24 protein-coding genes, 1 tRNA gene and 1 pseudogene are annotated in these 24,856 nt (G+C 59.5%); 20 read left to right on the top strand and 6 right to left on the bottom strand.

Going from position 1 to position 24,856, the window contains the following annotated elements:
* The first annotated feature begins 275 nt into the window (after nt 1–275).
* Entirely contained in the window at nt 276–1,157 is an 882-nt protein-coding gene (locus DEM25_RS00005; RefSeq protein WP_109768690.1) for a DNA adenine methylase, read from the top strand.
* On the opposite strand, the gene DEM25_RS00010 is transcribed toward DEM25_RS00005, so the two are convergent.
* From DEM25_RS00010 to DEM25_RS17690, 3 genes are all read right to left on the bottom strand, one after another.
* A complete protein-coding gene (locus tag DEM25_RS00010; RefSeq protein ID WP_147393241.1) occupies nt 1,154–2,245 on the bottom strand; it encodes a hypothetical protein in 1,092 nt (363 codons plus the stop codon). The genes DEM25_RS00005 and DEM25_RS00010 overlap by 4 nt on opposite strands.
* 3 nt (nt 2,246–2,248) lie before the next feature.
* A complete protein-coding gene (locus DEM25_RS00015) occupies nt 2,249–3,349 on the bottom strand; it encodes a ParB N-terminal domain-containing protein (RefSeq protein WP_109768692.1) in 1,101 nt (366 codons plus the stop codon).
* A 279-nt stretch (nt 3,350–3,628) separates the two neighbouring features.
* On the bottom strand, nt 3,629–3,802 hold the full coding sequence (locus DEM25_RS17690; RefSeq protein WP_158585119.1) for a hypothetical protein: 174 nt from the start codon (nt 3,800–3,802) through the stop codon (nt 3,629–3,631).
* A gap of 408 nt (nt 3,803–4,210) precedes the next feature.
* On the opposite strand from DEM25_RS17690, the gene DEM25_RS00025 reads away from it, so the two are divergent.
* Together DEM25_RS00025 and DEM25_RS00030 are read left to right on the top strand one after the other, a co-directional pair.
* Nucleotides 4,211–4,396, top strand: coding sequence for a hypothetical protein (locus DEM25_RS00025; protein WP_109768694.1), 186 nt, complete (start codon nt 4,211–4,213; stop codon nt 4,394–4,396).
* Nucleotides 4,386–4,682, top strand: coding sequence for a type II toxin-antitoxin system RelE/ParE family toxin (locus tag DEM25_RS00030; protein WP_109768695.1), 297 nt, complete (start codon nt 4,386–4,388; stop codon nt 4,680–4,682). Before DEM25_RS00025 ends, DEM25_RS00030 begins: the two co-directional genes overlap by 11 nt.
* Before the next feature lie 890 nt (nt 4,683–5,572).
* Here the strand turns inward: DEM25_RS00030 and DEM25_RS00040 are convergent.
* Nucleotides 5,573–6,484, bottom strand: a complete 912-nt coding sequence (locus tag DEM25_RS00040; protein ID WP_120222599.1) for a ParB/RepB/Spo0J family partition protein — start codon at nt 6,482–6,484, stop codon at nt 5,573–5,575.
* 488 nt (nt 6,485–6,972) lie between these two features.
* Here DEM25_RS00040 and DEM25_RS00045 point away from each other — a divergent pair, with 488 nt between their 5' ends.
* Nucleotides 6,973–8,049: a hypothetical protein gene (locus tag DEM25_RS00045; RefSeq protein ID WP_109768697.1), complete on the top strand. Its 1,077-nt coding sequence runs from the start codon at nt 6,973–6,975 to the stop codon at nt 8,047–8,049.
* Here the strand turns inward: DEM25_RS00045 and DEM25_RS00050 are convergent.
* Complete coding sequence (locus DEM25_RS00050; RefSeq protein WP_147393244.1) at nt 7,982–8,791, bottom strand: hypothetical protein; 810 nt, start codon at nt 8,789–8,791, stop codon at nt 7,982–7,984. The two genes, DEM25_RS00045 and DEM25_RS00050, sit on opposite strands and share 68 nt — an antisense overlap.
* Nucleotides 8,792–8,905: 114 nt before the next feature.
* Between DEM25_RS00050 and DEM25_RS00055 the strand changes: the two genes are divergently transcribed.
* From DEM25_RS00055 to DEM25_RS18400, 12 genes and pseudogenes are all read left to right on the top strand, one after another.
* Complete coding sequence (locus DEM25_RS00055; RefSeq protein WP_109768699.1) at nt 8,906–10,189, top strand: hypothetical protein; 1,284 nt, start codon at nt 8,906–8,908, stop codon at nt 10,187–10,189.
* 47 nt (nt 10,190–10,236) lie between these two features.
* Nucleotides 10,237–10,779, top strand: a complete 543-nt coding sequence (locus DEM25_RS00060; RefSeq protein WP_147393245.1) for a hypothetical protein — start codon at nt 10,237–10,239, stop codon at nt 10,777–10,779.
* Nucleotides 10,776–11,156 (top strand): hypothetical protein, encoded by a 381-nt coding sequence (locus DEM25_RS00065; RefSeq protein WP_109768701.1) that lies wholly within the window; start codon nt 10,776–10,778, stop codon nt 11,154–11,156. Before DEM25_RS00060 ends, DEM25_RS00065 begins: the two co-directional genes overlap by 4 nt.
* Before the next feature lie 29 nt (nt 11,157–11,185).
* Nucleotides 11,186–11,461, top strand: coding sequence for a hypothetical protein (locus tag DEM25_RS00070; RefSeq protein ID WP_158585120.1), 276 nt, complete (start codon nt 11,186–11,188; stop codon nt 11,459–11,461).
* 83 nt (nt 11,462–11,544) lie between these two features.
* Nucleotides 11,545–12,855 carry a type IV secretory system conjugative DNA transfer family protein gene (locus tag DEM25_RS00075; RefSeq protein ID WP_158585121.1) on the top strand — a complete coding sequence of 437 codons (1,311 nt, stop codon included), beginning with the start codon at nt 11,545–11,547 and terminating at the stop codon, nt 12,853–12,855.
* Nucleotides 12,852–13,448, top strand: a complete 597-nt coding sequence (locus DEM25_RS00080) for a hypothetical protein (protein ID WP_109768704.1) — start codon at nt 12,852–12,854, stop codon at nt 13,446–13,448. The genes DEM25_RS00075 and DEM25_RS00080 overlap by 4 nt, the downstream gene beginning before the upstream one ends.
* A complete protein-coding gene (locus DEM25_RS00085) occupies nt 13,441–13,959 on the top strand; it encodes a hypothetical protein (RefSeq protein ID WP_109768705.1) in 519 nt (172 codons plus the stop codon). Before DEM25_RS00080 ends, DEM25_RS00085 begins: the two co-directional genes overlap by 8 nt.
* A 141-nt stretch (nt 13,960–14,100) precedes the next feature.
* Nucleotides 14,101–15,063, top strand: coding sequence for an IS1595 family transposase (locus tag DEM25_RS00090; protein WP_109768706.1), 963 nt, complete (start codon nt 14,101–14,103; stop codon nt 15,061–15,063).
* A 442-nt stretch (nt 15,064–15,505) separates the two neighbouring features.
* Nucleotides 15,506–16,171, top strand: coding sequence for a hypothetical protein (locus DEM25_RS17505; protein WP_147393246.1), 666 nt, complete (start codon nt 15,506–15,508; stop codon nt 16,169–16,171).
* A gap of 171 nt (nt 16,172–16,342) precedes the next feature.
* A complete protein-coding gene (locus tag DEM25_RS00095) occupies nt 16,343–17,074 on the top strand; it encodes a hypothetical protein (RefSeq protein ID WP_147393247.1) in 732 nt (243 codons plus the stop codon).
* Nucleotides 17,071–17,466, top strand: a complete 396-nt coding sequence (locus tag DEM25_RS17510; protein ID WP_109768710.1) for a hypothetical protein — start codon at nt 17,071–17,073, stop codon at nt 17,464–17,466. The genes DEM25_RS00095 and DEM25_RS17510 overlap by 4 nt, the downstream gene beginning before the upstream one ends.
* Nucleotides 17,467–17,495: 29 nt before the next feature.
* A pseudogene (locus DEM25_RS18400) lies at nt 17,496–18,446 on the top strand (recombinase family protein); the annotation flags it as partial.
* 511 nt (nt 18,447–18,957) lie between these two features.
* On the opposite strand, the gene DEM25_RS00105 reads toward DEM25_RS18400, so the two are convergent.
* A tRNA-Arg gene (locus DEM25_RS00105) sits at nt 18,958–19,034 on the bottom strand.
* 313 nt (nt 19,035–19,347) lie between these two features.
* Here DEM25_RS00105 and DEM25_RS00110 point away from each other — a divergent pair.
* From DEM25_RS00110 to DEM25_RS00125, 4 genes are all read left to right on the top strand, one after another.
* A complete protein-coding gene (locus DEM25_RS00110) occupies nt 19,348–20,316 on the top strand; it encodes a TAXI family TRAP transporter solute-binding subunit (RefSeq protein ID WP_109768712.1) in 969 nt (322 codons plus the stop codon).
* 90 nt (nt 20,317–20,406) lie between these two features.
* Nucleotides 20,407–23,043 (top strand): TRAP transporter permease, encoded by a 2,637-nt coding sequence (locus tag DEM25_RS00115; protein WP_109768713.1) that lies wholly within the window; start codon nt 20,407–20,409, stop codon nt 23,041–23,043.
* A gap of 20 nt (nt 23,044–23,063) precedes the next feature.
* Nucleotides 23,064–23,495, top strand: coding sequence for a universal stress protein (locus DEM25_RS00120; RefSeq protein ID WP_109768714.1), 432 nt, complete (start codon nt 23,064–23,066; stop codon nt 23,493–23,495).
* A gap of 3 nt (nt 23,496–23,498) precedes the next feature.
* A complete protein-coding gene (locus tag DEM25_RS00125) occupies nt 23,499–24,824 on the top strand; it encodes an aspartate aminotransferase family protein (RefSeq protein ID WP_109768715.1) in 1,326 nt (441 codons plus the stop codon).
* Nucleotides 24,825–24,856: the final 32 nt, after the last annotated feature.

Consider the following 24,856-nt stretch of genomic DNA (forward strand, 5'->3'; position numbering starts at 1 on the left):
CCCGGGCTCTTCACTCAGCTGGATGAGAGATGGGGCTCAGGTCACTGGCCATGTCTTCGCTTGGCTCTGCTAGACATTCGAAGAAGTTGCTCCGATCTGCCGTCGAAGCGCCTCAGCCGGTGGGAGACGTGAATTTGAAGCGTTCGTGGGTGAGTGCTTTCGCGGAGGCCAATCGTAGGATTCGGGTGGCAACTGGTGCGAGGCCAACAAACTCGATCTGTCATGGCCATCGTTAGCGCTGGTCCTGCGCCTCGGCTATCGCTAAGAGGGCGCTTATGAACAGCCTTGAAACCATAAATCTTGGTGACCATCCGACTTGGAGGCCTGCCGAAGCGGCGTCACCATTCCGCTATCCCGGCGGGAAAGGTTTTCTAACAGGCTTTCTTGCCGCTCAACTCAGCGGTCTACGCAAAGGACACAAGGGATACGTCGAACCCTTTGCGGGAGGAGCCGGCGCAGCGATGAACCTACTCTTCTCAGGGAAGGTAGAAACCGTACATTTGAATGACCTTGATATTCGAATTTATTCTGCTTGGAAGGCAATTTTGGAAGAGAACGAGCGCTTCGCCGAAGCAATCCAAACATGTGATGTCTCTCTAAAAACATGGGAATGGGCTAAGGGGGTCGTCGAAGCACCCGCCGAGGCATATTCATTTGACCTAGGTTTCGCGACTTTCTTTATGAACCGAACATCAAGATCGGGTATTGTTACCGGATCAGGGCCGATTGGGGGCTACAGTCAAAGCGGGAAATGGAAGCTCGATGCCCGCTTCTACAGATCGACCATTGTCAAGCGGGTCGAATGGATCGGTTTGAACAGTCATCGCATACGCTTATCGCGGTTACCAGCGATCGAGTTTCTGTCCGAATGTCAAACAACGTTGGATGATGAGCGAACCCTGTACTTCATCGATCCACCTTACGTAAAGATTGGTTCGCGCCTGTATTTAGACGGCATGCTCAATGGTGGCCATAAAGCATTGGCGGAGTATCTCAGCGAGGGGTACCCAAAATATTGGGTTATGACTTATGATGATCACCCCTTGGTTCGTGATCTATATTATGAATATGAGATACGTTACCTCCAAGTAAATTATAGCTTAAGTCGAGCCCGTAAGGAAAAGGAGCTCCTTATTGCACCGCGGCAGAACGGCTAGTCTACCTCCGCATTGACGATAGCGTCATCAATTCGATAGTCGTCAAACTCAAGCCGGAAGGTCAACTGGCCAATCCTCCGCAACTGGACGATTGCGGATCGCTCGGCCGATGTCTTGCGGTAACTGGCGATCGGTGGCGCGTCGCTAAGTGGCCGGAGGTTTCTAAGAATGTCATCTTTGTGAAAATACCGGCAGTTCGTCTCCCCGCAAAGTCCTCGCCGACCGATGTCATAAGGCATCGGATGCGCGAAGAAACCCCGATAGGGGGAGAGCGCATCACCGTCTATGAGAAAGCCCCTGAACCGGTGTATTGCTTGCGGGTCAACCATCTTTTTGCGTAAATGAGATTTTTGGATTGTAGCGCCGACAAGAATAGTCTCTTGAAGTTCATCTTCTTTTTTTTTGAGAATTACTGCATCAATGCCGCCATCATTGGATTGGCGTTGATTCAAGTTCAGTTGATCGAATGCTTTGGCCGCACCTCTCTCAGCGCACCGGCAAACACTGCTAAGTCGCGCTAGAAGCTGTCGTTTTGTTGACCGGCTCTCTCCTAGAAGTATTGGAAGGCCACCTGTTTCGTTGGCGATAGCGATCCCCGCTATGATTTCGAACAGCTTTTGGAATGGCTGAGTGAAGTCTAGATGCGGCTTCTCCTCTCGCCCGCCAGGCAGCATGCCGAACTCGATCCGGTCTGCGCTGTAGAGTAAGTGGAGCTGCATGCAAAGATAACACGTGCCTTCGACGTTTTCGCGCAGACCGGCCTTTCTTGCCAAGAGTACGCCATCTCTCGGTGCAACGACGAAGGGATACCAGCGCCCCAGCTGTTCTGCACGGCTTTCAGCGAGGATCCGAATCGATCCTTCGATGTTGTCCAGCGCCTCTTTTCGCGCGAGTTGCGGTTCCTCTAAATAGCCGAGTCTCTGGTCTTTCGGTCGCGAGTTTGCGTAGTTTTTCGCCAGTTCGTCATTGTCGCAAGGTATGTCCTCAATCCCGCACTCGCCCAAGCAAACGGCCATGATTTCTGCAATGGCAAGATGGATGTCATCATCCTCAACCCGCTCCAGCTCCTTTATTTGAAAATAGCTCACCAACTACCCCGAGCCAGGGCCCATCTTGGCAAGAACCGAGTCGAGATACAGTTTGGCCCTAGCGAGTGTTGCCCGAGTTTGCGAGACCTCTTCCTCATCCATGCCTTCGAGCACCTCCAGCGCGTCAGCATCAATGTTTTTTGCGATTGCGGCGCATCGATGCGTTTGCTCGGTCCAGTCATCACGGGCCAAGCCAGCTGTGGCGAACGCGTAATCGAGATCATTGGACGAGCGTAGCGCTTCAATCCCCTCCCTGCTTGCCATCACTTTCTGGAGGCGTGGGCGATCGCTACCTTGGCGCTTGATCACGGAAGTTGGGCCGAACAGCCAGCCGAAAAGGTCGCGGAGATTGTCCAAATGGGTCATTGGAACGGGATTGTCGACCACGCTCTCTTCCGAAAGCGCTGTTATCGGCAAACCTATGAATTCGCGAGACGGTGGATTGTTCAGCATTGTATAGAGGTGAGAGAACTCCAGCTTCTGATTGTTGATGCTGATACTTTCTACGATGCCCTCCAATATCGCTTGCTCATAGATCTTGAAGGCCACGAAAACGCGAAGAAGCATGCCTCGGCTATCGCCCAACTTCTGCGTGAGCTCGAGCATGCGCTCTCGCAGTGGGCGGTGATCATCAACGTTTTCGAGCATATGCACGCCAAACCGCGCCTTCGCCAAAGAGTCCCAAGTCTGAGGACCATTGACATGCTTAAAGCCGATATAGGCCTCTGCCTCTTCTCGGTTCGCAACCACGACGACCGGGAGTGTGGAGATTTGTCGGCGTACTTCTTCACGGAGTACCGGCAGCTTTATCCGACGAGCGCCGAGGCTGTCAGGATCACTGAGCGTCTTGCAGGCTGCCAGTCTCCGGTTTCCCTCTATTACGATGTAGTGTCCCGGCGTCTCTTCATCGGCAATTGCGATTAGCGGCTCGAATCTCTCAAATCCACGCGCGGCGATCGACGCCCAAAGCTCTTTGATGTTGGCCGCGTCAATGAGAATCGCAAGCGCTTCCCCTTCGTCTTGGGCCTTTAGCAAGCCAAAGCGAGGATTTCGCACGTCGAGATGCAGGCAATCCAGATCTATTTCTTTCGCTGGCTCGATCACGTCGCCCCTTCCCTCATTTGATCAAAGAAACGTATGTTTGCCATGATCCGGAGAGTCAATTTTTCTGCTATCACCGCATCTGCTTAAGGTCGTTGCCCTAAATGCACGAAAAGCACATCCCATTGCGTTGTCCGGCTCGAAACTCGCCGCCTGCCAAACCATTGGTGACTCTTGGGAAGCCACATAACAACAGTCTCGGTCGCAACGAAAGCCCGCTTTGGGCTGAACACTCAGACCGCACAGGTGGCGGATTTGCAGCCACAATCATAACTGATGCTTTCACCAATTCAGAACGAGCAAAATCGAACGAGGCATGCGCTCCACTGTTTGAGTTGAATTGTTCAAACGCATTAAACCGCTGGATGTGAGCTTTGACAAAAGCCAGCTTGGACCCGCATTCTCGCCACCATCTAAGCGCAACACCAGACCTGTAGCCTCGATGGTGATGGCCATTTTCTTCTGACCATCATTGCCAATGTCCGCCATAGTGGGTGGGCCAAGGGTTGCCTTGGTAACGATGAGCGTATCGCTCCCCCATCCCACGAAGGACTGGGCAACGCGCAGGCGAGGATAGGACGCTACCCCAACGCAAGTGATCGTGTGCGTGATCTGATCGCAGGGATCAGGAGCACAACGACAAGATCACGGCGATGCCAAAGCTCGTTGATGACGGGATTGCGAGCGGCATGAGCGCGGGGACGAGAGATAAGACTTTGCCGAGGCCCAAGCGTGTGTTTATGCCGGCAACACGATTCCGATGGGGTTTCGCCCGACCGGCGAAGGGGCCGGACAAGATCGGTTGTGGGAGTCGCGGGTGGATTGTTGTTGAATAGCTGGGGCGGAATCCGGTAAAATAATGATATGAGTGAAATCGACCAAAAACCGACGCTGGATGAAAAGACGCGCCCCTGCGAGCCGTCGACCGATCCCGATTATCTGGCGTGGAAAGAACGTACGGTCACGCGCGCGCTCACCGATGCCAAGGCCAATCCCGATCAGCTTGTTTCCCACGCGGAAATGAGACGCCGTTTCGGTCTTGAACGTTAGGTTCCACAGCCGCGCACTTTCCGATCTGCAAAGCATCCACGACTGGATCGCCGAGGATAGCCCGCGCGCGGCGGACAATGTGATCCTTCGGATCGATCAGTCGATTTCACTGCTGGAATCGTTCCCTCGCATCGGCCGCACCGGGCTTGTTGAGGAGACGCGGGAGATCGCGGTTCCGAACACGCCCTATGTCGTTGTCTACAGCGAGCCGGATGCCTTTGAAATCTGGGTTCTGCGTGTGATCCATGGCCGGCAAAAATATCCACCCGATGGTGGCAACGCCTAAGGCTTCGCCATCCGTTTGTTACCTGCGCTCACGCAAGAAGACGCCCGACGGCGCTGGCGCCGTCGGGCGATTTTTTTGATGCCTCACGCGGTCAGGCCTCATAGTGGTGCCTGACCTTGATCCATGCGTCGATGGCGTCGATGCCGAACTGGTCGGTGTAGTCCTTCATCGGAAAGCGCATATAGGGCAAATCCCACGCGCCTTCCTTTGTTTCGCGTTCGCCCTTGATGCAGTTGGTCAGGATTTGGCGCTGAACCTTGCCCGTCGATGTCACGTGGGCATCTGCGGTATCCTTGCCGGCGACCTGTTCGATCAGGAGATTGAGCGTGTTCTTGTCCCTGACCAGATCGAGGAATGTTTGATCGGGTGTCCAACAAGCGCTCATGTCCGTCTTCATGGCCATGCCCGCGGCTTCAACCCATGACGTCCCGCAGGGCAGGCATTCGGCGACGACGAAAGTCAGGACGCGTGTGACGGTGTCGTCGTCAAGCGCGATCAGCTTGGCGAGGATGGCATCGGGATTGCGGCCCATCTCCCAATGGCTGTAGCGCTGGACGACCGTTTCGGTTTCGTCCTGCGAAAGATCGTCATCGTCCTCTTCACATGACGTGATGTCCTCATCGCTCTCGGGCTCATCCGTCAGACCGAGCAGATCGATGACCGTCTGCCGCTCCGTCTGAAACAGCAATTCGGCCGTGTTGGTCGCAAGGCTCTCCTTAATCTCCGGCTTGGACGCCTTCTGCGGATCGGGTTTGACGTCCCAAAGGTCCGATCCGGCGATGATTTGGGCGACCGCGATCCGAAGCGCCAGACCCTGATGCGTCAACAGATCGGCGCGCACGGCGGCGTGGCGATGAAGCGCCAGATAGTTCTGCGCGGCCTTGGTCAGTTCAGGCGTGTGGTTGGTCGGTTTGTCCTTGGTGCNCATCATGGGCGATCTGAACATACACCTTGCCGCCCTTGGACTTGGCGCGTTTGCTCATCTCCCATGAGCACCAAATGTCTCCGATGTCCTGAATGACGACCGCGTTCCATCCCGCGTCCAGATAGGTCTGCCTGGCTTCGGCGATGGATTGGTTCTGGCGTTCCCAGAATGCCTGTGCATCGTCAAAATAGGATGTGTCGCCAAACAGGTCGGTGGTGATCGTGCCGCGATAGCCTTCAAGATCAAACAGGGCGTTCCTGGTCGGAATGTCCGCCCCGCCAAACAGCCATGCTTTCAGGTGCCTGCCGCTCGGCGCGTAGTCGTCCGACTTGTGGAGCGCCAACCAGTCTTTCTGTTGCTGTTTGCTCGCCATGGTCAGAATGCGGACGGTATCGGCGTTAATGTCGCCTTTGCGATAGGCGGTCAGGATCGGCCCGATCAGATTGGCAATGGCCAAGCGTTGTTTGACGAGACGCTCGGTGACGCCAAAGATAGTGCCGATCTCCTCCACCGTGTGGCCTTGTCCGACAAGCGCGGCGAAGGCCTTGTACTGGTCGATCTCGTCCATCGGCAGTCGGGCGATGTTTTCGGCCAGTGACGCTTCGATGGCGCTGGCATCGTCCGTGTGCTTCATCACGATGCAGGGCACGGGATCGACATCGTCTGTTTCCGCGATCTTGTTCAGGGCGTGATAGCGCCGCTGTCCCGCCACGATGTCGTAGCGGCCTTTCTCGTCACTCGGACGCACCAGCAATGGTTGGATGATGCCAAGCGATCGGATGCTCGGGATGAGATCGTCACAGGCTTTGCCGCCATGCTTTCGGACATTGTGTTTGTCAGGTGTGAGTTGGTCGAGATTGATGTGTTTGAGTTCCATGGTTCTGTTTCCTTTCCAATGGGTTTGGTGAATGGGTTGCGAAGCGTTCCGTTCGGAAAACCCCGCGCATGAACCCTTGCCCAGCGGCGAGCGTCCGAAACCGGACAACAAAAAGCCGGCCCGCAGACCGCGGGCCGACCATTCAAGGACGTGAGATCGAACACCGGCGATGGGTCAACGGCTTTTGTGGGGGACCGCTAGACCGTCCCCGCGACCGCCATCGGAGCGGCCGGACGGACTTGCGGGTAAAAGCCGTTGACCCACAGCCCGTGGCGTCGCCGGTTTTGATATAAGCTGGAAAGAGGGTTCCAAGCGCGTGACCACGCGCGAGGATCAACAAGCGCGGCTCTGCCGCTCCATCTATCCTTCTGTCAGGGATGGACGCCGAATGGCCGAGACCCGCCGCAACACTGTGAAGGCGCGGCTCGGTTCACGACAGCCCGGCGCGCAGGGCGCGGACAGCCGGCGGGAAAAAGGGACTCAAACGCATGTCCGATCGGCGGAACGAAGAGCGGCTTCTTTCCGTGGCCGCAAAGCGGGCCCTGGACGCCTATCAGGGACATCTGCATGCCGATAGCGGCAACAGCTTTCTGTTCAATTGGTCGGACAGTGATCGCTTTGAGGCCTTTGTCACCCAGCGTGGTGTCGGTGAATTCGAGATCTCGGCAAGTGTCGAGATCGCGCGCCAAACCATCGACCTGTGGGATCTTGCGCTGGCGACAAAGACACTCATCGACGGGTCCGGCAATCGCCTTGCCATCGCCTCGCCGGACGGGTTCCCGCCGATCGAGGAGTTGGCCGTCCGGTCACTGACATGGATGTGTCTTCACGAAATGATGCATGCCCATCTGGGTCATCTTGATCTGATCGGGCGGGCGCATCTCGCCGAGTTCGAGAAGGCAGAAGACGGCAAAAAGACGAAGGCCGGTCGTCCGCAGTGGGTGGAAGAGCTCGACACCGACCATCGTGCCCTGGTCCGGCCTTGCCTTGAGCTTCAGGCTGACAACGATGCCAGCGCCTTGTTGCTTGGCGATCTGACCGAAGAGGGCTGGATCGCGTTCAGGATCGATGCGGCCTGCATCTTCGTGATGATGGCGTTGATGGACCGGACCGAGAAACAGCACCCATCCGAGCAACGCTTTTATCCGCTGGTTGCAACGCGCTTCTTCACGCTCTTCTCGCAACTGTTCCAGTATTGGCTGTACGAAGACGCCGAACTGGTCGAACGGGATGGCGAGAGCTTAGTCGTCTCGGCGCGGTCACGGGACACAGATGGCTTCATGCGTTTTGCAAAAGAGGTGCTTGCTCTCTCGCTCAACGATCTGATCACCATCGCGCTGTTTGCCGATGCGCGCGAATTCATCGATGATATGGGTCAGGGCAAGCCGTTTTTCGCCGATCTGTACGCAATTCAATATGCTGAAAACCTGAACGATGCGGTGCTCGAAACCAGGGCGGCGCAGGAATGGCGCCGCCTCTATGGCGTCAACGAAGCCATCATGCGTCTTTCGGGCCTTCGCGAGGACCGCCCGACCCTGTCTGCAGATCGATCACGTCCACGATAAGATCATCCGCGTCGACCGTCTCGATCGCGGCGGTCAGGGCGCTCAAGCTGATGGGATCAAGCGGCGCGCCGGTGTTGATCAAGGCCGACACGGGCCCGGCAAGGGCAAACCTGAACTGACAGACAAAGACCGCCAGTGTCTCGTCCGGGCCGCCAAGCCACATTTTGGCGTGTGAGCCGTCGTCCAGGAACCCCGGGACTGCGAGCGTGCGCCCGTCATCGGTCAGCCCGAGCGGCAAGCCGGCCCATTGCGCGCCATCGAACTGGAGGCAGAGCGTGTGCCGCAAACGGACGGCAGACAGGGTGAGATGAAAACGCGCGCGCGGCTTGATGGAAATCGCGCCTTTGGGTGTCTTGCGCAAATCGGTCTGAACCAGCCCGCCCCCATCACTGACCAGTGCGAGGCGTCCTTCCGTGGCTTGTTCGCGCAACACCCTATCCAACGGCCTGTGGCTTCGGTGCATGAAAGCGGCCTTGAAGCCGTCGAGCGACCCAAAGGCGATGGCGTCCAGTTCGGCGTCGGAAACCGGTGGCGGCAAGCCCGTGCGGACAAGTCCGCGATAGGCCCTCAGCCGATCACGCGGAAGGCTTTCGGGTTCGGCGCCGTTCGCTCCGCTCAGCCAATTGTCGAGCGTCTTTTTGGCGACCCCGAAATGGCGCGCGATCGCCATCATGTCGTCAATATGCCCGAGCGCGACGAGGTGCTTGAACTTCTCGCGTAAGGCGGTGATCCGCTCTGCCATGCCCATGCCCTGGCAGGGAAGCTTTCCCTGCATATTCCCTTAGGGGTTCGAACCGCTCGATCCATGAAGTCGGTGCCCACTTTGGTGGGTCCAGTTCATTCATGGAGACAAATCATGTCACAGTTTCAGGGGACCGGTACAGGCAGTGGCGCCGCGCCGGACCGAAAGACGACCGAGCGCAAGCGCGACACGGTCGATGCCTTGATCATCACATGCGCGATCGTCTCGGCCATCCTTCTGGCGTTTGCCGCACCGACCTTGGTCACAGGCACGGGCATGATGTTCGTCGCCAAATGTTTCATCCTTGCCGTCGGCGGCGCGGTGGTCTCGTGGGGCGTGAACCATTTTGCCATCCGGCGCGGGGCGCCCTTGTTCGCCAAGGGCTATGTGGCGGTCGGCGTGGTTGCCGTTCTTTCGGTTCTGGCCGTCGGCGCCGGAATCTGGACCGCAACCTATTCGGGCTTTACGCGTGGCGATGTCGAACAATTGCGCCTTGACCGACATGGCGCGGACGTTGCGCGTCATGTCGGCGATGTCCGTTCCGCCATGCGCGCACGGATGGAAGCCGGCCTTCTTGTCGATGGGATCAGCTCCGATTTCGGGCAGAAATATGCCTGTGAGATCGCCAGCGCCTGTGTGAGCGGGCGTGGGTCCGGCGAAGGCCCAACCTCCCGCGAGATCGGTGCCCTGCTTGCACAGGCATCAACGCTGTCCGGTCAGATCGACGAGGCACGCATCGTCTTTGAAGTCCGCGATCGCGCACTTGGCGAAACTCTCGGCGCCTACCAGCAGCTGATCGGCAATCAGGGCGACGGCATTGGCGAACGGCGCCGACGCTTGCACGCCGCACACGCAACGCTGGCCGATGCCATCGGCGATCTGCGATCGACCCTGCCGCTCGGGCTCCTGTCCGGCTATGCGGAGACATTAAAGGCCGGGACCGTGATTGCCGGCCGGATCGAAGCGTCGGAACGCCTGACCAAAGTCATGCGTGGACATGGCGACACGCTGTCCAAGACGCTTGCCGATCTGCCGATTGGTCCGACCGGCTTGCCCGCCCTGCCGCCCAAGGCCGGCGTCTCGGACACCTTTGCCCATATCGGCCATTTCCTGCCCGTTGCGGCTGTGACGGCCGCCATCGATCTGGTGGTTCCGATCTGCCTTTGGATTTACGCGGCGGCGTTTCTGGACTGGGACATCTACCGGCGCGGCGGACTGCGCCACGCGCGACCGAGCGAAGATGACGAGACGTTCGACGCGCTGATCGATCGGCCAAGGGCCGTCTCCGGCGGCTCGGGCGCGCGCCGCAACGCCATCAGGCTCAAGGGCAAGGGACCGGTGCGCGCCAATGGCAAGCCGGACGACCAGCCGACCGTCGAGAAATGGCCGGGCGCCTGATGCGCCCGCCGGATACCGCACCCCTGCAATGAAAGGAGATCGCCATGTTGGGTGACACGACAACAACGCTTCTGGGGAGTTCGGCGATCGTCGCCGGTCTGATCTACGGGGCGGTTTCAGGCTTCATCACCGGCCCGACAATGATCGACCGCATGACGGAAAAGACGATCGATTGGCCCAAACAGTGCGTTCGAACCATCACGACCGAAGTCCGTCGCAATGAGGCGCCCGCGCCGCAAATGCCGACGCTGGGGTGCCGGAGTATCTTTGGCTGGCTCGGCCCGGACGGCGACGCCTATTGCCGGATGCATGGGCATCTGTTCGACAACAATCCGCTCAACCAGGCGATGACGGCGACGCAGAATGCCGCGCGCCAGGCCCAGGAGAACCGGCTTCGCCATGCCGCCGAACGGGCGCCCGACCGGTGCGCTTGCGCGGTGACCACGACCATTGAGGAAAACCGCCTGTCGATCGCGCTTTATGCCGGCACGTGGCGGCTGGTTCAGCCGCCTGCGATCAAGAACCTCAAAAGTGAGCTCGCAACCAACCTCAACGCGTCGGCATGCGCGATGAAGGGAGGCCGGTCATGATTGTCGGAGAGCTCTACATCGACCCCGAGACGGGGACCGTGAACACGCATCGGGACTCTTACCTGCCCAAGAATTTGACCGTGGTTTCGGTGCGCCGGATCGGTCTTCCCGCCGGCGCGACGCTCGGCATCGGCCTGCTGGGCTTTACCGCCTCGTTCGCCGATCTGCTCTATCCTTGGGAGATCACCACGACGCTTTTGATTGCGATCGGCGTCATGCTGGTCGGCTGGCAGGTCGGTCAGTTGAAGCTCCTGTCGCGCGACCTGCGCCAGAGCGAACTGTCGGGCGTCATCTATGGCCGTTATGCCACCTTGAACGCAAAGCGCCGTGAGATCGTCGATGCGATCATGACGGCCAGGCAGGAGGCGGACCGATGAGGCGCCGATCGCTCTCGCGTCTCAAGCAGGTGGCCGCCATCAATGCGCGTGTCTTTGCCGCCTTTGTCTTTGGGGCGCTGGCGTGGCTGTTGTGGCCAAGTTCGGTCGAGTGGTGGCAGTTCTTTGTCTTTAGCGGGCTGATGATCGCCGGTGCCGTGTCGTTCCTGTCCGATGCCATTTGGCGATGCCTGCAACTCTACGAGCATGACAAGGCGGTCGCTGAATTCCGGATTATCGGCGGCGATCCCAAATCGTCTGACGTGGCGAGCAATGAGACGCTCAAGAAGGCGGGTATGATCAAATGACGGCGCCTTTTCTGGACAATGAAGGCCGCCGCCTGCTCGGCTTCACACTTGACAATGCGCCCATCCTGGAACCCAGCCCGGGAATGTCGAGCATCATTTACGCGGCGGCGGGCGGGGGCAAGACCACGTGCGTGTCCAGCACGACGATCCAGAGCCTCTTGGCAAGCACGACGCTGAGCCTTGTTATCAACGACGTCAAGCAGGGCGAGATCGCGCACCAGATCGCCGAGATGTGTGCCCGGTACGGCCGCAAGTTCGGCGTCATCGATCCGTTCCATGTGATGGGTGCGGACTATCCGTTCCGGATTGAACTGAACGCATTCGGCTCGGCCGTCGATCTTGGCGAAGACGAAACGGACGATTTTCCGTTCGCGGTTGAGAAGATCTTGTTCAGCTTGATCGACGAACCCGCGGACGATGCGAAGAACAAATATTGGCGCGATGGCCCGCGAGAGATCTGCGAGTTCGGGGTCAAGACGTTGCACCGCCATAGCCCCCGTCTGTGCACGCCAGGCGGTCTTTGTGCTTTCCTATCCAATCCGCGCACCTTGGCGAGCGCCATGGAACTGGAGGCGGACGATCCAGAGTCGCCGGTGCGCGACATTGCGCTTCAGCTTCTCGACATGCGCGAGCACAATGCCGAACACTATGTCCAGCATGTTCGTGCCGCCCTGACGGCATTGAAGCTGTTTTCGTTCGGCAAACTGCGCGATGACGGCATGCGTGCCGATATCACGCATCGCGAATTGGTAGAAGATGGTTGGATTGTGTGTCTGGTCAATCCGATCCGCTATGCGGACCGTCTTGGGCCTTATTTCGCGCAGCATTTATTGAGCTTCATGGGCGCCCAACTGTCGGGCGCCGGCCGCGCGGTCTATGTGCTGGACGAGTTTTGCAATGCCCCGTTGCGCGAACTTGTCGAGCGGATCACGGTCTTCAGGGCCTTTGATGCCTCGGCACTCTACATCACGCAGAGCCGTCAGGATGTGGTTCGCAAATATGGCGAGAAGGAAACGGCCGTTCTCGAAGACAATTGCGCCATCAAGCAATGGCTCAAATTCTCCAACTTCGAGGATGCGGAACGGGTCAGCAAGGCGATGGGCGAAACACTCCATGTCGCCCGCACGCTCGGCACCGGATCGGAGCGGTTGGATCTGAATGACAGTATGGCGGTAGGCCGCGAACCGCTGATGTCGCCCCATGAGTTGATGGCGATGCCGGCGGAAAACCAAGTCCTTCATGTGGCCGGTGTCGGTTTCCTCTACTGCAAGAAGGTCAGGCAGAACCAGATCGCACCGACCTGCTTCAAATTGGCGCCCAACCCGCTGGAGGGCGGCAGGCTTGAGCCCGATCCGAAGGTGGTCTTGCCGACGCCCGATGGGAGCGAGCGATGACAAAAGTGCGTTTCCTTCGACTGAGCTATTTTGCCTGGGTCGTGCCGGCCGGACTTGTTGTCGGCGCTTATGCGCTGTTCGGCCTGCCCTATGTGATCTGGTCTTACGATTGGGAACATAATGGCCATGGCTATGGCGAGATCGACAAGCGCTTTTACGTGCGCTGTTCCTATCTGGGTCCGACCGGACTGATCACCGAATACCCGACGGACGGCAAATGCGGATGGGTCCGTTTTAAAGGCAGGCTCGGCGAGGCCGGTTCACCTGCCGCCGGAAACGAGCCGAATATGCGGATGGGCGCGTTTGTAACCGAGACCGAGCCGTTGACCCAGTTCGAGCACCGCCATGTGCTTGACGACATCCAGCACCAGCGCCTGGTCGGCTTCCCCGTCCCGGATTTGCTGGTCGCAATGGTGTCTCGGCTGGAGTGTGAGGCCGTAGGGTGCGATCGCCGCCCAAAAGCCCTGATAGTCCATCGGGGCCAGCCAGTCCGCGATGTCGTTCTTGGTTCGAAAAGTCGTCATCCGCAAGTCTACCAGAGCGGCTTGACGCGATGCAAATCTGACCAGTCCGCAGGTGACGGCCATGTCTGAGTTCCGCATATCGACTGAGCTCGACCGCACATTCGCGCTCGCTTCCCTGAGGGCTGAAGGTGCGCGCCTGTCCGGCAAGGATTGGGAGCGTTTCCAATCGGTCCGCAACCGGTATGCGGAGGCCCGTGAAGAGGAAGTCAGATCCTTCAACGAACATTATCGGGACCGTGTCGATCTGGCTCTTCGCAAGCTGATCGACGAGGCCGGGTCTCCAAACCGGAAACTGGTCCATCGCTGGTTCGGTCATGATCGGTTCGATGCGGAAAGGCTCGAAAAACGGGCGGAGCGTCTCGTCCGGGAAGAGCATTACAAGGTCATGGCCAAGTTCGAGGCGGCTGAGATCGCCGAAATGTCCATGCTTCTCAACCAGGCCAATGAAGACCGCACGCCGGCAAAAGCGATGAAGCCCGACTTCGAGAAGGCGGCCGATCGGCGATCCGGCCATGACCGGCGCCAACCAAGCGATACGGCATCACAGGCTTGGGCGCAGGTGCGTGCCCGCAAGCGTTAGGAAAGAGCAGAGGAGGAAAAACGAAACAATATTGCGCAGAATTCGATTGAAAAAGCTAGGAATATTGTCCTATTTATATACTTGACGTACTAACGGTGATGGGCTATCAAGGATTCAACGAACGAATCCAGCGGTTTAGCCATGTTTGACCTGACAAATCCCATCTACCAAGACGCCGACAAGGCCCGTAAGCACTTGGAGTCTATCCACTGGCCGAATGGCCCGGTGTGCCCGCATTGCGGCAACGTCGATCCGGCCCGCATCCGCAAGCTTGAGGGCAAGTCCACCCGTCCCGGCGTCTACAAGTGCAATGACTGCCGCAAGCCTTTCTCGGTGACTGTCGGCACCGTGTTTGAACGCTCCAAGGTCCCGCTCAACAAATGGGTTCTGGCAACGCATCTCATAGCCGCGTCAAAGAAGGGCATGTCCGCGCACCAGCTTCACCGCATGCTCGGCGTCACCTACAAGACCGCATGGTTCATGGCCCATCGTATCCGCGAGGCCATGAAAGAGGACGTGTCCACGTCTGGCCCGATGGGCGGTGAAGGCAAGACCGTCGAAGCCGACGAAACCTATTTCGGCCGCCGCGAGGACGGTTATGTCTCACCGCAGCGCAAGGGCCGCCCCTACCTCAAGCGCAAGAAGCCCGGCAAGCGCTCTGTGGTCGGTCTGGTCGAGCGTGGCGGTCGTGTTCGCACCTTCCATGTCAAGCACGCCACAAAGGCGTCCGTGCGCGACATTCTGGTCCGCAACGTTGATCGCAAGTCGATCCTGCATACCGACGAGTCGCGCCTTTATCCCGACACTGGCCGCGAGTACGCCAAGCACAAGACCGTCAAGCACTCGGCTGGCGAGTATGTGCGCGGCACCGTCCACACAAACACAATCGAGAACGTGTTCTCGATCTTCAAGCGCGGCATGATCGGCGTTTACCAGCATTGCGGCGAAGCGCATCTGCATCGCTACCTTGCCGAGTTCGATTTCCGCTACAATCGCCGTGCATCGCTCAAGATTTCAGACGGCGAACGTGCCGCTGATCTTCTACGCCATGCACGCGGCAAGCGCCTGACCTATCGGCGGATTGGTGAAGCCGCGCACGCTTAAGCAGAAAGCGCGACGAATTCTCCACAAGCGCAAGCGGAAATAGTCTGGACACCAGCGGCAACCGCCGGAATCCTCTTGGCGGTTTTGCGAATCGCTCACCACACCTCCCCGGTACGCCTTAAGCCGGGCCACTGCCCGGGAAAGGAGGTGTTCGATATGCGCAAGATCAAAGTGGGTCGCTCCGCAATCACTGGCCGTTTCACAACGGTCAAGAAAGCGGAACGCTACAGCAAGACGCATGTAGTGGAGACCATCAAAAAGAAATAGCGGCCTAGGCCGTTAGGACTTTTCCGAGCGGCGTTTCTTAGCGGGAGTGTCGCTCGGTTTCTCATCTTGGTTGGCTTCGCTTGTGCGAGGCTTGCCCGGCTGGGGCGGGGTTTTCAACAGGCGGCGCAAAACCGCGTCGCCCTTTTCCTGGTCGTTTTCTCTACAGGTGTCTGACATGCCTCAACCACTTTCCAGAATCACAAATGGGCAGCGTATCGGGTATGAAAATTCGCTTCCATTCGACAATCCGATGATTTGCGCAGCGGCGCTTCAAATCATTTCGTCATGGTCAAACTTGGATTCTCAAGTCATCGGGACCTTTGGTGTTATGTTTCCCGAAAGTATTGAAATATTGGCAAATAGATATATTCAATATTCGGCTCAAAGCCCAAAAAAGTCTATGATAGATGCTCTAGCTATTGCGGGCCTTAACGAGAGAGAGCTGGATGTATTTGAAAAACTTCTTCGAAAAAAGGAGGCTGTGTACAAGCTCCGCAACCCGATCGCCCATTGGGTGCTAGGTCATTCTGATTCATACCCCGAACTGTTGATTGCTACAGATGCCAAGGAGTACATTCGTTTCGACGCCAAGTGGCGTTCTGTAACTAACAAAATGTCCGCCGGAGAAGGAACGCCGTCCGACTTAGATGAAGCTCTACTGCGATTGCTGAACAGTTCCCAAGCCTACGATTTAGAAGAACTTAATCGCATATCAGGGCAAATCGCAGACACCGCAAAGCTGTTTGTAGAGTTCAACTTCCTTCTAGGTGTGCGCATTCGCGATAACGATCGGAAATGGCACGCCGAAAAATTCGCTCGGCTATCTCAGATGCTGGGATAGCATCAAACCACGGGAGGTTCCTAAGGTCCGTCACTTCCGCCTCTATCTGCCTCACCATCGCATCTGCTTGCGGCCCCGAAAGACCACCTAGCGCGCCCCAATCTTTTGCCGGCCTGTCGTGCGAATCAGTATCAGACATTTCTTGGTACGTCACGTATATAATTGGGAATATTGTCCTATATTGTTCACTTTATGTACTCATTTGATGAAAGGAATATTGATATGAATTATTACTATGAGCCTGGAGAAAACGAACGCGTTGCCAACGCCAGGGAGAGCTTCTCGGGCCGGTTGCTCACCAACCGGCAGTTCGAAGAAGCGTTAGCCCTGACGCACATTCTCGAACGCGAAATTCAGAGGTCGGGCGCGTTCAAGGACAAGCTTGGCGATTATGCCTACGCTTTTGCCCGCTCCGAGCGCTTCGATGCGGTCAAAGCCGAAAGCGTTCTGCGCGACCTGTTCAAGGAGCGCACGGGCCAGACGATGAACCAGATGCGTGAGGGCTATGTCGAGATCCAGGAAAAGCTGACCGAGGACCAAAGGCGTGTCGGCTATGACTTCGCCGCCGCTGTCGGGGACTTGATGGAAAACGGCGCCAAGATGAGCTTTGGCCGGGCGGTTGCCCATCAATCCCAGCAGATGGCCGCTGAGCTTGGCATCACCGACGCCGCGGCACGTTCCATCATGGCTGAGGAGTTCGAGGCCGTCGAACAGCAATCGCTGTGGGACTGGGGCAAGCAACTCGACCAGGACATCTACCGGCCGCAGATCGAAGCGGAGAAGGAAGAACGGGCGCAAGCCAAATCGCGTTCTCCGGAAGCATCGGGGGAAGCCGGTTCCGAACGACGCGCCCGTTCATCGGCACCGCGCACACGGACACGTGGACCGGAGATGCGCCGATGAGCGCTCCAGTCACCCAAGCACCCGCGCCGTCATCGGTCGATGACGGCGTGCCGAAGCGCAAGGTCGACATCGACTGGGATCGCTATAAGGCGATGCTGGATGATGACGATCTGTCCGACGCTGAGAAGCAACAGTTCCTTGAGGCGCTGTGGCAGATCGTCGTGCAATTCGTCGATCTGGGGTTCGGCGTCCACCCGCTCCAATCTGTCCACACATCAGGCGATACCGCTTCGAAAACGCTCGAAACGGCGCTGGCCGATATGGTATCCTCGGACGCATCTTCAAAACCGATGTTCGACTGCGCCGTTCGGGATTCAAGGAAACCCGCCGGAGAAAGGAGGGAGTCATGCTCGGACCGCAAGAAAATGGCACCGCCAGCACGCAAGCCGTGATCTATGCGCGCGTGTCGTCGGCTGCACAAATGAAGCGCGGTGACGGAATCGGCTCTCAGCTGACACGGTGCAAGGAATATGCCCGCTACAAGGGGCTGGAGGTCATCAGGACGTTCGAGGACGACGCGTCCGGTTCTCTGACGAGCCGTCCCGGTATGATCGACATGCTCTCGTTCCTGAAGACCAATCGCGGAGCCGAGCCGATCATCGTGATCATCGATGACATCTCGCGCCTTGCGCGCGGCATGGAAGCGCATCTTCAATTGCGTTCGGCCATCGGTGAAGCCGGCGGCCTGCTTCGCAGTCCGACAATCGAGTTCGGCGAAGACTCCGATTCGATCCTCGTTGAGAACATGCTGGCGTCGGTCTCCCAGCATCAGCGCCAGAAAAACGCCGAGCAGACGACCAACCGGATGCGGGCACGATTGATGAACGGTTATTGGTGCTTCGCCAAACCGATCGGCTACACCTACCGGCGTATGCCTGGGCACGGCAACATGCTTGTTCGCGACGAGCCCGTCGCTTCCCTCGTCAAGGAAGCGTTGCAAGGCTTTGCCTCGGGCCGTTTTGACACCCAGGTCGAAGTGAAGCGCTTTCTTGAAAGCCAGCCCGATTACCCCAAAGACCTGCCGGACGGACAGATCCGGAACCAGCGCATTGCCGAGCTTCTGACCCGTGTGGTTTATGCCGGTTATGTCGAGTCATCCAATTGGGGCGTGTCTTTGCGAAAGGGCCACCATGAAGGTCTGATCGATCTGGCGACGTTCGAAAAGATCCAGAACCGTCTGAAGGAAGGCGCGCGTGCACCGGCCCGCAAAGACCTCAATGAAGACTTCATTCTGCGCGGCTTTGTATGCTGTGCCGACTGTTCTCGCCCTCTGACCGCCTGCTGGTCGAAGAGCAAGACCGGCAAGAAGCACCCCTACTATCTGTGCTTCACCAAGGGCTGTGACAGCTATCGCAAATCCATACGGCGCGACCAGATCGAGGGTGACTTTGGCAAGATCGTACGTGCGCTCCAGCCGACACCGAGCCTGTTCAAGATTGCACGCGCCATGTTCGAGGATGTCTGGAACCAGCGTCTGGCCTTTGCCAAAGAGGACAAAGCTTCGCTTCAGCGCAAGATCAAGACAATCGATTCGAAGATCGAAACCCTCGTCGACCGGATCGTTGATGCGGACAACTCATCCATCGCATCGGCCTACGAGAAGAAGATCGCCGGATTGGAAAAGGAACGTCTGCTGATCGCCGAAAATCAGGCAAAATCGGGTGCGCCGTTGCATGCCTTCGACGAAATGTTCGAACTCGCCATGCAGTTCCTCGCAAACCCCTGGAAACTCTGGGAAAGCGGGCAATCGCACCTGCGCAGAATGGTCCTTCGTTTGGCCTTTGCCGAGCGGATAAGCTACCACCGGGAGAAGGGGTTTTCGAACCCCAAAAAAGCCATACCATTCAATATGTTAGGAGGTATCGAGATGGAAAAATGCGAGATGGCGCACCCGACAGGATTCGAACCTGTGACCTCTGCCTTCGGAGGGCAGCGCTCTATCCAGCTGAGCTACGGGTGCTTTACCGGCGCGGCTCTGCCATATCAAAGCGCTGCGCATGCGTCCAACGCAAATTGACCAACGGGGCGGCCCGGCTGCCGGACGGCCGCAAGGCGCCGCGCCGGCGGGCACGAGCGAGCGCCACGGCCTGATGTTGGCGCGCCGGCCAAGCCTGGGCCAGGCGGCAGGCCGCATGACGTAACGTGAGGAAAACCGGGGCACAGTCCCGGTAACCGTTTCATCGGCCCGGGCGACTTGACGGCGCATCCGTTATTCGGTGTTGTCTGGGGACCGCCATCGCAAGTGGCGGCCAAGAAAACAGGGAGTTCGCGCAATGAGAAACAAGATGATAGGCGTGCTGGTTGCAACTGCGACAGCGCTCGCAGCCGGCGCAGCCTTTGCGCAGGATAGTTTTATCGCCATCGGTACCGGCGGCGTGACCGGGGTCTACTACCCCACCGGCGGCGCGATCTGCCGGCTGGTCAACCGCGACCGTGCGGAGCATGGCATTCGCTGCGGCGTGGAATCGACCGGCGGCTCGGTCTTCAACATCAACGCGATCCGCAATGGCGAACTGGAATTCGGCGTGGCCCAGTCCGACTGGCAGTTCCATGCCTATAACGGCTCGTCGCGTTTTGAAGAGCAGGGACCGTTCGAAAACCTGCGCGCGGTCTTCTCGGTCCACCCCGAGCCGTTCACCGTGGTCGCGCGGGCCGATGCGGGCATCGAAACCTTCGAGGACCTGCAGGGCAAGCGTGTCAATGTCGGCAATCCCGGTTCCGGCCAGCGCGGCACGATGGAAGTGGTGATGGAAGCCATGGGCTGGACCATGGACGATTTCGCGCTGGCATCGGAACTGCAGGCCGCCGAACAGAGCCAGGCGCTGTGCGACAACAATATCGACGCCATGATCTACACGGTCGGCCACCCGTCCGGTTCGATCCAGGAAGCGACCACGGCCTGTGACAGCGTGCTGGTCGACGTCTCCAACGACGCGGTGAATGGTCTGGTCGAAGAGCGGCCCTATTATCGCACGGCGACCATCCCCGGCGGCATGTATCGCGGCAATGACGAGGACACGACGACCTTCGGCGTCGGCGCAACCTTCGTGACCTCGGCCGACGTGCCCGAGGAGACCGTCTATGTCGTGGTCAAGGCGGTGTTCGAGAACCTCGACCAGTTCAAGGGTCTGCATCCGGCATTTGCCAACCTGACCGCCGAGGAAATGGCCAATGACGGCCTGTCGGCGCCGCTGCACCCGGGTGCCGAGCGCTACTTCCGCGAAGCGGGCCTGATCGAGTGATCACCCCCGTCATGGACTGATTGGTTTCCGCGGCCGGCGCCCGTCGGCCGCGGATTTTGTTTTTGGGATCGATTTTTGCGGGGGCGCGCAATGAGTGAAGCGACCGGTAGCCAAGGCAGGCAATATACCGACGAGGAACTGCAGGATCTGGTGGCCAGTGCCGACAGCGGCGCGCGGGTCCCGACCAACAAGACAGTCGCCGGCCTGATCGCCGGCCTCGCGCTGGTCTGGTCGCTGTTCCAGCTCTGGATCGCGCAGCCTCAATTGTGGTTCGGCGAGTATCTGCCGGTCCTCAACTCGTCGCAAACCCGGCCCATCCACCTGACCTTTGCCGTGGTGCTGGCGTTCCTGGCCTATCCGGCGCTCAAATCCTCGCCACGCCACCATGTTCCCATTCTCGACTGGGTTCTGGCGGCGATTGCGGGGTTTTGTGCCTTCTACGTGTTCTGGTTCTCGGACGAGCTGGCGCTGACCGCCCGCTCCGGCCTGCCGACCCAGGCGCAGGTGATCATCGGCGCGGTGGGCCTTGTCGTCCTGCTCGAAGCCAGCCGGCGCGCGCTCGGCCCGGCGCTGACGGTGGTCGGCTCGCTTTTCCTCGCCTATGCCTATTTCGGGCAAGGCTTGCTGATCCCGGACCTGATCGAGCATGAGGGGCTGTCGTTCACGGCTCTGATCAACGCTCAATGGCTGGATACGGGTGGCGTGTTCGGCATTCCGCTGGGCGTTTCGACGGCGTTCGTCTTCCTCTTCGTCCTGTTCGGCTCGCTGCTCGACAAGGCCGGTGCCGGCAATTACTTCATCAAGCTCGCTTTTGCCGGGCTTGGCCATCTGCGCGGCGGTCCGGCCAAGGCCGCCGTCGTCGGCTCGGCCATGACAGGCGTGATTTCCGGCTCGTCGATCGCCAATGTCGTCACCACCGGCACCTTCACCATCCCGCTGATGAAACGGGTCGGCTTCACCAACGAACAGGCCGGTTCGGTGGAAGTCGCCTCGTCCGTCAACGGGCAGATCATGCCGCCGGTGATGGGCGCAGCCGCGTTCCTGATGGTCGAATTCATCGGCATTCCCTATGTGGAGGTGATCAAGCACGCCTTCATACCGGCGGTGATCTCCTACATCGCGCTCGTCTATATCGTGCATCTGGAAGCGCTGAAAAAGGAAATGCCGGCGCTCGGCGAATCCAAGTCCATGACCGGCATGCTGGCCAAGTTCCTTGCCGGTTTCATCGTTGCCGGCGTCGCCTTCACCGCGCTGATCTACGGCGTCGATGCGCTGGAGACGGCCCTGCCGGACCTGTCGGCGCCGATCATGATGATCGTTCTGATCGCGCTCTATGTCGGCCTGGTCATGGTCGCGTCGCGCCGGCCGGACCTTGAGATCGACGACCCGAACGAGAGCGAATTCAAGCTGCCGACGGTGGGCGAAGTCTATGCGACGGGCCTGCACTATGTGCTGCCGATCGTCGTCCTGATCTGGTTCCTGATGGTCGAGCGCCAGAGCCCGGCCAAGTCGGCCTTCTACGCCACCTCGCTGATGTTGCTGATCATCGTCACGCAACGGCCCCTCAAGACGGTGTTCCGGGGCGAAGGCGGTGAGCTGGTGAACGAGTTCATGGCCGGCCTGGTCGATCTGCGCGAGGGCCTGATCGCCGGCGCCCGCAACATGATCGGCATCGGCGTCGCAACGGCAGCGGCCGGCATCATCGTCGCCACGGTCACCAAGACGCCGATCGGCACGGAACTGGCCGGCCTGGTCGAACAGCTGTCGGGCGGCATTTTGCTGGTCATGCTGGTGCTGATCGCGATCTTCTCGCTGATCCTCGGCATGGGGCTTCCGACCACGGCCAACTATATCGTGGTCTCGTCGCTGATGGCCTCGGTCGTCGTTTCGCTCGGCGCACAGGAAGGCCTGATCGTGCCGCTGATCGCGGCGCATCTGTTCGTCTTCTATTTCGGCATCATGGCCGATGTGACGCCGCCGGTGGGTCTTGCCAGCTTCGCGGCGGCCGCCGTTTCGGGCGGCGATCCGATCAAGACCGGCTTCACCGCTTTCTTCTACAGCCTGCGGACGGTGGCGCTGCCGTTCCTCTTCATCTTCAACCCGACACTGATCCTTTACGGTGTCGATCTGGGGACATGGGAGGGAATCGCTCAGGCCGTGTTCGTCTTCATAACGGCGACGTTCGCCATGCTGCTTTTCGCAGCGGCGACACAGGGCTATTTCCTCGCCCGGTCGCGCATTTACGAGAGCGCGGCCCTGCTTCTGGTCGCCTTCACCCTGTTTGTGCCCAATGTCTGGCTCAACATGGTGCAGAGCCCCTATCGCGACGTGCCTCCGGTGCAGTTCGAACAGGTGGTCGGCGATGTGGCGGAAGGCGACCGCATCCGGCTTCTGGTGCGCGGTCCCGACTTCAACACGGGCGAAACGGCCGAGACGACGCTGGTCATGTATGCCGAAGGCGCAACGGCGGCCGAACGGGTCGCCAATTCGGGCCTGCTGCTGATCCCCGACGGCGACACGGTGCGTATGGACGAGCCGATGTTCGGCACCACCACCGCCGAGAAGCTCGCCGATTTCGATTTCTATTCCGACACGCCGGTGGAACTGGCCTCGGTGCAGGTGCCCAACCAGCGCATGCCGGCGCAGGTCTTCTACATTCCGGCACTGCTCCTGCTTGGCGTGGTCATCATGTTGCAGCGCCGCCGCCAGACCCAGCCGGCCTTTTGACGATTTGAGGATCACGAGCCATGTTCAAGACCGTATTGCTGCCCATCGACCTGTCCGCCGACGCCTCCTGGAAGAAGGCGCTGCCCGCGGCGCTGCGGCTCAGCAAGCCGGAAAACCCGGTATTGCACGTGGTCACCGTCATGCCGGACTTCGGCATGTCGGTGGTCAGCGGCTATTTCGACAAGGATTTCGAGGACAAGGCGCTGCGTGAGGTCGGCGAGAAGCTCACCGAATGGGTGCGCGTCAACGTTCCCGACGATATCGAAGTGCACCCGCACGTCATGCACGGCAGGGTCTACGACCAGATCATCACGGCGGCGAACAAGCTGGGCGTCGATGCCATCGTCATGGCCTCGCATACGCCGGAGCTGAGCGATTATCTGCTTGGGCCGAATTCGGCGCGTGTCGTCCGCCACGCCAAGCAGTCCGTGTTCGTGGTTCGCGGGGAGTGACCGATGACGAGCCGGATCTTCGGGCGGGGGGCCGCCGCCCTGCCCGCCGCCGTACGCGGTGAGGGGTGCTACATCGTCGATGAGGCCGGCCGGCGCTATCTGGACGGATCGGGCGGCGCGGCGGTCTCCTGTCTGGGCCACTCCGATCCCGACGTGCGGGCGGCAATTCACGACCAGCTGGACCGGATCGCTTTCGCGCACACCGGCTTTTTCACATCGAAGGCCGCCGAAGAGCTGGCGGACCGCCTGGTGGCGAACGCGCCGGAGGGAATCGGCAAGGTCTATCTTCTATCCGGCGGATCGGAAGCGGTCGAAGCGGCGATCAAGCTGGCGCGCCAATACTATCTGGAGATCGGCCAGCCCGAGCGGCGCCATCTGATCGCCCGGCGACAGAGCTATCACGGCAACACGCTCGGCGCGCTGGCCGCCGGCGGCAATGCCTGGCGGCGCGAGAAGTACCAGCCGCTTCTGGTCGAGACCCATCATGTCGCGCCGTGCTTTGAGTATCACTTCCGTGAAGAGGGCGAGAGCGCCTTCGATTATGGCCAGCGCGTCGCCAACGAACTGGAAACGGAGATCGAACGGCTCGGAGCAGAGACCGTCATGGCGTTCATCGCCGAGCCGGTCGTCGGCGCGACGGCAGGCGCGGTGCCGGCCGTTGACGGCTATTTCCGGCGCATTCGCGAAATCTGCGACCGTCACGGCGTACTGCTGATCCTCGACGAGGTGATGTGCGGCATGGGCCGGACCGGCACCTTGTTCGCCTGCGAGCAGGACGGGATCGCGCCCGACATCGTGACCATCGCCAAGGGGCTCGGCGCCGGCTATGCGCCGATTGGCGCGATGCTGTGTTCGGACGAAATCTACGGGGCGATCGCGAGCGGCTCGGGCAGCTTCCAGCACGGGCACACCTATCACGGCCATCCGCTGGCCGCAGCCGCCGGCAAGGCGGTGCTCGATGCCATTCTGGACCGCGACCTGCTGCCCCGGGTCCGCGCGCGAGGCGAAGCACTGGAAGCGGCATTGAATGCGGCCTTCGGCCAGCATCCGCATGTCGGCGACATTCGCGGCCGGGGCCTGTTCCGGGGCATCGAACTGGTCGAGGACCGCTCGATCAAGACCAGCTTCGATCCCGCGCGCAAGCTGCACGCGAAGATCAAGGCGGCGGCGATGGCGGAAGGCCTGATCTGCTACCCGGCCGGTGGCACGGTGGACGGGCGCCGCGGCGACCACGTTCTGCTGGCACCGCCCTTCATCATCACCGAAGACCAGATCGGCGAACTGGTCGGCAAGCTCGGCCGGGCGATCGACACGGCACTGGCCGCTTGATCCGGAATGCCTTCCGAGGAAGGCGCCCGGCC

It is taken from the genome of Oceaniradius stylonematis (genome assembly GCF_003149475.2).
GTDB classification, from domain to species: domain Bacteria; phylum Pseudomonadota; class Alphaproteobacteria; order Rhizobiales; family Rhizobiaceae; genus Roseitalea; species Roseitalea stylonematis.

Coding starts and splice junctions, on each gene's coding strand:
- DEM25_RS00090 (WP_109768706.1), top strand. CDS start 14,101: ATGTTTGACCTGACAAATCCCATCTACCAAGACGCCGACAAGGCCCGT.
- DEM25_RS17510 (WP_109768710.1), top strand. CDS start 17,071: ATGAGCGCTCCAGTCACCCAAGCACCCGCGCCGTCATCGGTCGATGAC.
- DEM25_RS00055 (WP_109768699.1), top strand. CDS start 8,906: ATGTCACAGTTTCAGGGGACCGGTACAGGCAGTGGCGCCGCGCCGGAC.
- DEM25_RS00025 (WP_109768694.1), top strand. CDS start 4,211: ATGAGTGAAATCGACCAAAAACCGACGCTGGATGAAAAGACGCGCCCC.
- DEM25_RS00050 (WP_147393244.1), bottom strand. CDS start 8,791: ATGGCAGAGCGGATCACCGCCTTACGCGAGAAGTTCAAGCACCTCGTC.
- DEM25_RS00085 (WP_109768705.1), top strand. CDS start 13,441: ATGTCTGAGTTCCGCATATCGACTGAGCTCGACCGCACATTCGCGCTC.
- DEM25_RS00115 (WP_109768713.1), top strand. CDS start 20,407: ATGAGTGAAGCGACCGGTAGCCAAGGCAGGCAATATACCGACGAGGAA.
- DEM25_RS00120 (WP_109768714.1), top strand. CDS start 23,064: ATGTTCAAGACCGTATTGCTGCCCATCGACCTGTCCGCCGACGCCTCC.
- DEM25_RS00080 (WP_109768704.1), top strand. CDS start 12,852: ATGACAAAAGTGCGTTTCCTTCGACTGAGCTATTTTGCCTGGGTCGTG.
- DEM25_RS00005 (WP_109768690.1), top strand. CDS start 276: ATGAACAGCCTTGAAACCATAAATCTTGGTGACCATCCGACTTGGAGG.
- DEM25_RS00045 (WP_109768697.1), top strand. CDS start 6,973: ATGTCCGATCGGCGGAACGAAGAGCGGCTTCTTTCCGTGGCCGCAAAG.
- DEM25_RS17690 (WP_158585119.1), bottom strand. CDS start 3,802: ATGGCCATCACCATCGAGGCTACAGGTCTGGTGTTGCGCTTAGATGGT.
- DEM25_RS00065 (WP_109768701.1), top strand. CDS start 10,776: ATGATTGTCGGAGAGCTCTACATCGACCCCGAGACGGGGACCGTGAAC.
- DEM25_RS00075 (WP_158585121.1), top strand. CDS start 11,545: ATGTCGAGCATCATTTACGCGGCGGCGGGCGGGGGCAAGACCACGTGC.
- DEM25_RS17505 (WP_147393246.1), top strand. CDS start 15,506: ATGCCTCAACCACTTTCCAGAATCACAAATGGGCAGCGTATCGGGTAT.
- DEM25_RS00110 (WP_109768712.1), top strand. CDS start 19,348: ATGAGAAACAAGATGATAGGCGTGCTGGTTGCAACTGCGACAGCGCTC.
- DEM25_RS00125 (WP_109768715.1), top strand. CDS start 23,499: ATGACGAGCCGGATCTTCGGGCGGGGGGCCGCCGCCCTGCCCGCCGCC.